Genomic DNA, 4,777 nt, shown 5'->3' on the forward strand with positions numbered 1-4,777 from the left:
CCGAACAGGTTTTACATAGCGGTAATTTGCAGCAATCTGACCGACGGATTGAATCATAGCACCTTTGTCCTGAACTTTGTCGGCAATTTTTTCATATGCGATAAGTACTTCAAGAGCTAATGAGCTTGTTGGATTTAAAACTGCATTTTTTTTGTTTGCCCAGGCAATTGTGTTTACGACATCGTCGTTGTCGTTTAAACCGATTTCACCGAGAGAGCGTACTGCAGCAGTAATAACCATTGGTTCATTATCTGCAAGTGCGATTTTTGTAAGTGAAGTTTTTGATTCTTCGGTTGGAACTTTGCCAAGTAAATCGCAGGCTTTTGCACGGATGTCAGGGTAGTTGTTGGTAAGACGACCGCTGGTTCTAGACTGTGTATTTATACCTTCACCTGCAAGATGATCCAGTGCTACCATCATATCTGGAGAAACACGACCATTTTCGACTGCTTCTTCAAGATACTGGAGTGCAACAAGTTTATTATCACGCTCATCTGAATTTGCAAGTTCTGTGATTACGACATCTTCAACAGAACTCATGTATTCCTGTTCGGCAGATTTTTCTTCAGCATGCAAAGAAAAAGTCAAAAGTAAAGCACAACAAACTGTACAGGCTACTTTGCTTAAAGTTTTCATTTTAAACGAATCCTCCTAAATTAAGTGCTACAGCACTTGAATTTTATTATAAAGTATTAAATCTTAAAAATCAACAAAGATTTTATTAAATACACAGGTAAGTTTTGGGCTTCATCTGTTTAAAAGCTTACCCTTTTTCAAAAATCGGCAGAAAAATTGTATTTATTAAGATTTAATTCATTTCTTCGTTTGTTGGAAGGTGAACCATCCATTTTCCGTTAATTTTGTTGAAATAGTAATAGATGAGATCCCCCTGGTTATCACGAACCTGAACGGCTTTAATATAGGTGTCAGAAATATAACGGATTTCAGTTACTTCTCTGCCTTTTCTTGATGGAACAAATACGTGTTTGAAATAATCCTGTAAATCTCTGAGTTTTATGCCTTTGATTGGAAGATGTTTTTCGTATTTCTGAAGATTTTTACGAAGTTTCCAGTAATCAATTGATTCCGGTTCAACATAAGAAAGCCATGAATTGTAATTCATGTTTTTCATAATACTGTCAAGATCTTTTATGATTTGAAGAATTTTTTCCTTATCGTCAATAAAAGTGTCTCTGGAAATCTGAATATCACCGACTGAGCGGGAATATTCGTCATCCGTATCAGATATAACGGCAGGTTCTTCCATAAGTCCTGCTGTTTCTGCAGGAGTATTTTCCTGGGCTGGTACAGGTTCTGCCGGAGTTTCTGTATTAACAGGCTTTTCTGGTTCCTGTTCGGCAGAAGGTGTTACATTTGTACTGCCGCATGATAAAAAAGCAGTAGAAATAATGAAAGAAAATGATAATCTAAAAACAATATTAAGCTTTTTCATGACAGATATAATACATTACTTGCGGTATTCAGTCAAACATGTTATTTTATTTTTACAATGACATCAGCAGTATTTCCAGGAACATTTGATCCTCCTACAAACGGGCATTTAAACATAATAGAGCGGGGAAGCAGGCTTTTTGATAAACTTGATGTAGTAGTAGCCTGTAATCCTGAAAAAAAATCTCTCTTTACACCTGAAGAACGTCTTTCTATGTTAAAAGAACTTACAAAGAATTATAAAAATGTGAGTGTTCATCTCTGGAACCGGCTTATTGTCGAGTACGCGGAAAAAAACAATGCAAATATACTCTTGCGCGGAATCAGAAATTCAAATGATTTTGCCTATGAATTTGATCTTTCTTTGATGAATCATAATTTAGATTCTAAAATTGAAACTTTATTTCTGCCGACTGAAGCAAAATATGGTATTGTGAGATCGAGTTCAATAAAAGAACTTGCACAGTTTGGTGGTGATATTTCAGGAATGGTTCCTGAAATTGTTGAAAAAGCAATAAAAGAAAAGTATAACAATTAGAATGACATTATTTTAATTTTTGTCATAAAAAATGTTGACAATAAAAACTTTATATGCAATAATTGTTGACATTCGCGGGTAAACTGTTGTAGTATAAATCCCGTTATTCATAAAAATTTTTAGTGAGGTCTATAATATGGCAGTACCTAGAGCGAAAACTTCTAAAGCTCGCACACGCAGACGACGCGGTGTAAACATGCATCTTGAAGCTCCACAGCTTGTTGAATGTGGCAACTGTGGTAATCTTGTTTTGCCACACCATGTTTGTCCTAAATGCGGTTTCTACCGTGGTCGACAGGTAATTACACCTGAAGTAAACGGCTAACAACAATAAAAAGGAGAATATCATGGACGAATTGTTCGTAAAGATTCAGAAACTCATCGCTGAAAAACTTGAAATCGATGAAAGCAAAGTAACAATGGAAGCTTCTTTCCGTGGTGACCTCGGTGCAGACAGCCTCGATACATACGAGCTTGTTTATGCAATCGAAGAAGAACTCGGTGTTTCAATTCCAGATGAAAAAGCAAATGAATTTGAAACAGTTAAAGATGCTTACGACTTCATCAAATCAGCTCAGGCATAAGTTTCATAACTTTGAGAAAAGGCACAGGTTTTAGACCTGTGTTTTTTTTTTGTCTTAATGTGGATAAAATAAACTTATTTTAGTAAACTTACATTATGCTTTTATCTAAAAAAAATCTTTCATCACAGAGAATAAAAGAATTAACTTCTTTCTGTAAAAATATTTCCATAAAATTTTCAAATCTTAACCTTCTGGAACTTGCTTTTACTCATCGTTCTGTTTCGAATGAATCTTCCGGTAAAAAGCATGTTAATAATGAACGGCTTGAATTTTTAGGCGACAGTGTTTTAGGAATGGCAACGGCTGCATATCTTTATGAGCATTTAAGAGATAATCCTGAAGGCGATCTTGCAAAAATTAAAAGTAATGTCGTAAGTGAGCAGTCATTAGCTCCGATTGCACTTAGGATTGGAATTGATAAAATGCTGGTTCTTGGTAAAGGTGAAGAATTGAGCGGCGGAAGGCACAAAAGAGCAATTCTTGCTGATGCTGTTGAAGCTGTTATCGGTGCTTATTATCTTGATTCGGGGTATAACTCAGCAGAAAAACTTGTTCTGGATTTTATGATTCCAGAAATTGAAAAAGTTCTTACGAATAAAGGTACAAAGGATTTTAAAACACTGCTTCAGGAAGCTCATCAAAAAAAATATAAGACCTGTCCTGTTTATGAGCTTGTAAAAGAAACTGGGCCTGATCATGAACGCGTTTTTTGGGTGAGTGTTCACTTAAAAAATGCTGTTTATGGTCCTGAGTGTGGAAAAAGCAAAAAAGAAGCAGAACAAAATGTTGCAGAAAAAGCCTGGAAAGAGCTTTATGCTGATTGACCATTTTTGTTAAATTCTGATAGAATGACAATGCAATCTTGTGGTATTAATTTGCTTCCTAACAGTGATGGAATGATAGAAGGAGCCGCTTTTTTTTAAGGTTTCAAGCTAGTGGTGACTGGGGTTGCTTTAATGCCGGGCAAGAATAAGGAGTTATTTTTTATGAAAAAGGGAATTCACCCGGAGTACAAACTTACAAAAATTACATGCCAGTGTGGTAATGTAATTGAGACACGTTCAACTGTAGAAAACATTCACGTTGAAATTTGTTCTGCCTGCCACCCGTTCTATACAGGTAAGCAGAAACTTGTTGATACAGCTGGTCGTATCGAACGATTCAACAAACGCTTCGGAATCAAATCAGACAAATAAGTCTGAATGTAAAAGCTCCCCAAAACGGGGAGTTTTTTTTATACTTCAATTTTCCAGCAGCGGTGAGCTTTTGTTCCCTTAAAATCTTCAGGCAGGGATTTTTCTGTTACGTCCATAATTTTTACTTCGGTGTTATAAACCGAAAGCTTTGGGATAAGATTTATATCAAATTTTAATCGCTGAGAATTTGTTGAAAAATATAACACTCCGTTTGGATTTAAGAGATTTACGCACTTTTTAACAAGTTCATTCCAGTCGCGGTTAATGTCGAGCGTATTACGGGTTGCCTTTGAATTTGAGAAAGTTGGCGGATCGAGGACGATTATGTCGTAACGGTTGCTTCGGTCAGAATTCGGAACTTCTGCAAGTTTCTGATTCAAAAAGCCTGAAACATCAGCACGTGTAAAAAAGAATTTTTCACAATCAGGATCAAAGTCATTGAGGGCAAAATTGAAGCGGGCCCATTCCAGATAAGTTTTACTCAAATCTACAGATTCAACACGGCGAGCTTTACCTTCGGCAGCATAAACAGAAAAACTTCCTGTATAACAGAAGAGGTTTAGGACGGATTTGCCGCTGCAGGTAGAACGAACAATAGAGCGGAGCGGGCGGTGATCAAAAAAGAGGCCCGTGTCGAGATAGTCGCTCAGGTTTACCTTAAACAGCTGACCGCACTCCTGAACGTAACTTTCTACCGTTCGTTCGCTTTTAATTCTTTCGTATTGATTTTCACCTTTCTGTTTTTTTCGTAGTTTTGAAATTACATGATTTTCAGGAATGTCAAGAGCTTTTGAGACGGCTTTTTTCATTTCGGAAAGCCAGATTTCTTCATCAGTGTCTGATTTTTCATACGGTCTCTCATATAAGTAAAGATGCACAAACTGACGAACAGCTTTTTCTTTAATTACCGAAAGGTCGTTTGCTGAAATTCGGGAATCTTCTCCCTGTAAGAAGATTGCAGCATCAATTTTTGAATCCATTCCGTCGGGAAGGAATTCGTATAAATC

At 36.6% G+C, this 4,777-nt stretch carries 8 protein-coding genes; 5 read left to right on the forward strand and 3 right to left on the reverse strand.

The genetic code is table 11. The features are described from left to right. Together ACKI5B_RS11525 and ACKI5B_RS11530 are read right to left on the reverse strand one after the other, a co-directional pair. On the reverse strand, nt 1–636 hold a 636-nt coding region (locus ACKI5B_RS11525), incomplete at its 3' end, for a HEAT repeat domain-containing protein (RefSeq protein ID WP_407428897.1). A 172-nt stretch (nt 637–808) separates the two neighbouring features. Continuing rightward, complete coding sequence (locus tag ACKI5B_RS11530; protein ID WP_407428899.1) at nt 809–1,453, reverse strand: hypothetical protein; 645 nt, start codon at nt 1,451–1,453, stop codon at nt 809–811. Nucleotides 1,454–1,510: 57 nt separating this feature from the next. On the opposite strand from ACKI5B_RS11530, the gene coaD reads away from it, so the two are divergent. The 5 genes from coaD (at nt 1,511) to rpmE (ending at nt 3,770) form a co-directional block, all read left to right on the forward strand. Next, nucleotides 1,511–1,990 carry a pantetheine-phosphate adenylyltransferase gene (coaD, locus tag ACKI5B_RS11535; protein ID WP_407428901.1) on the forward strand — a complete coding sequence of 160 codons (480 nt, stop codon included), beginning with the start codon at nt 1,511–1,513 and terminating at the stop codon, nt 1,988–1,990. 136 nt (nt 1,991–2,126) lie between these two features. Then, nucleotides 2,127–2,315 (forward strand): 50S ribosomal protein L32, encoded by a 189-nt coding sequence (gene rpmF / locus ACKI5B_RS11540; protein ID WP_407428903.1) that lies wholly within the window; start codon nt 2,127–2,129, stop codon nt 2,313–2,315. A gap of 22 nt (nt 2,316–2,337) precedes the next feature. Then, nucleotides 2,338–2,574 carry an acyl carrier protein gene (acpP, locus tag ACKI5B_RS11545; RefSeq protein ID WP_296325117.1) on the forward strand — a complete coding sequence of 79 codons (237 nt, stop codon included), beginning with the start codon at nt 2,338–2,340 and terminating at the stop codon, nt 2,572–2,574. A 95-nt stretch (nt 2,575–2,669) separates the two neighbouring features. Further along, entirely contained in the window at nt 2,670–3,398 is a 729-nt protein-coding gene (gene rnc / locus ACKI5B_RS11550) for a ribonuclease III (RefSeq protein ID WP_407428905.1), read from the forward strand. A 162-nt stretch (nt 3,399–3,560) separates the two neighbouring features. Continuing rightward, nucleotides 3,561–3,770: a 50S ribosomal protein L31 gene (gene rpmE, locus ACKI5B_RS11555; protein WP_296325123.1), complete on the forward strand. Its 210-nt coding sequence runs from the start codon at nt 3,561–3,563 to the stop codon at nt 3,768–3,770. A gap of 38 nt (nt 3,771–3,808) precedes the next feature. Here rpmE and ACKI5B_RS11560 read toward each other — a convergent pair. After that, nucleotides 3,809–4,777 (reverse strand): class I SAM-dependent methyltransferase (locus ACKI5B_RS11560; protein ID WP_407428908.1); only part of this gene is annotated, 969 nt, incomplete at its 5' end.

Source organism: Treponema sp. (genome assembly GCF_045657965.1).
Classification (GTDB): domain Bacteria; phylum Spirochaetota; class Spirochaetia; order Treponematales; family Treponemataceae; genus Treponema_D.

Bases quoted from the DNA above. Each gene is read 5' to 3' on its own strand.
- ACKI5B_RS11530 (WP_407428899.1), bottom strand. From the start codon at position 1,453: ATGAAAAAGCTTAATATTGTTTTTAGATTATCATTTTCTTTCATTATT.
- coaD (WP_407428901.1), top strand. From the start codon at position 1,511: ATGACATCAGCAGTATTTCCAGGAACATTTGATCCTCCTACAAACGGG.
- rpmF (WP_407428903.1), top strand. From the start codon at position 2,127: ATGGCAGTACCTAGAGCGAAAACTTCTAAAGCTCGCACACGCAGACGA.
- acpP (WP_296325117.1), top strand. From the start codon at position 2,338: ATGGACGAATTGTTCGTAAAGATTCAGAAACTCATCGCTGAAAAACTT.
- rnc (WP_407428905.1), top strand. From the start codon at position 2,670: ATGCTTTTATCTAAAAAAAATCTTTCATCACAGAGAATAAAAGAATTA.
- rpmE (WP_296325123.1), top strand. From the start codon at position 3,561: ATGAAAAAGGGAATTCACCCGGAGTACAAACTTACAAAAATTACATGC.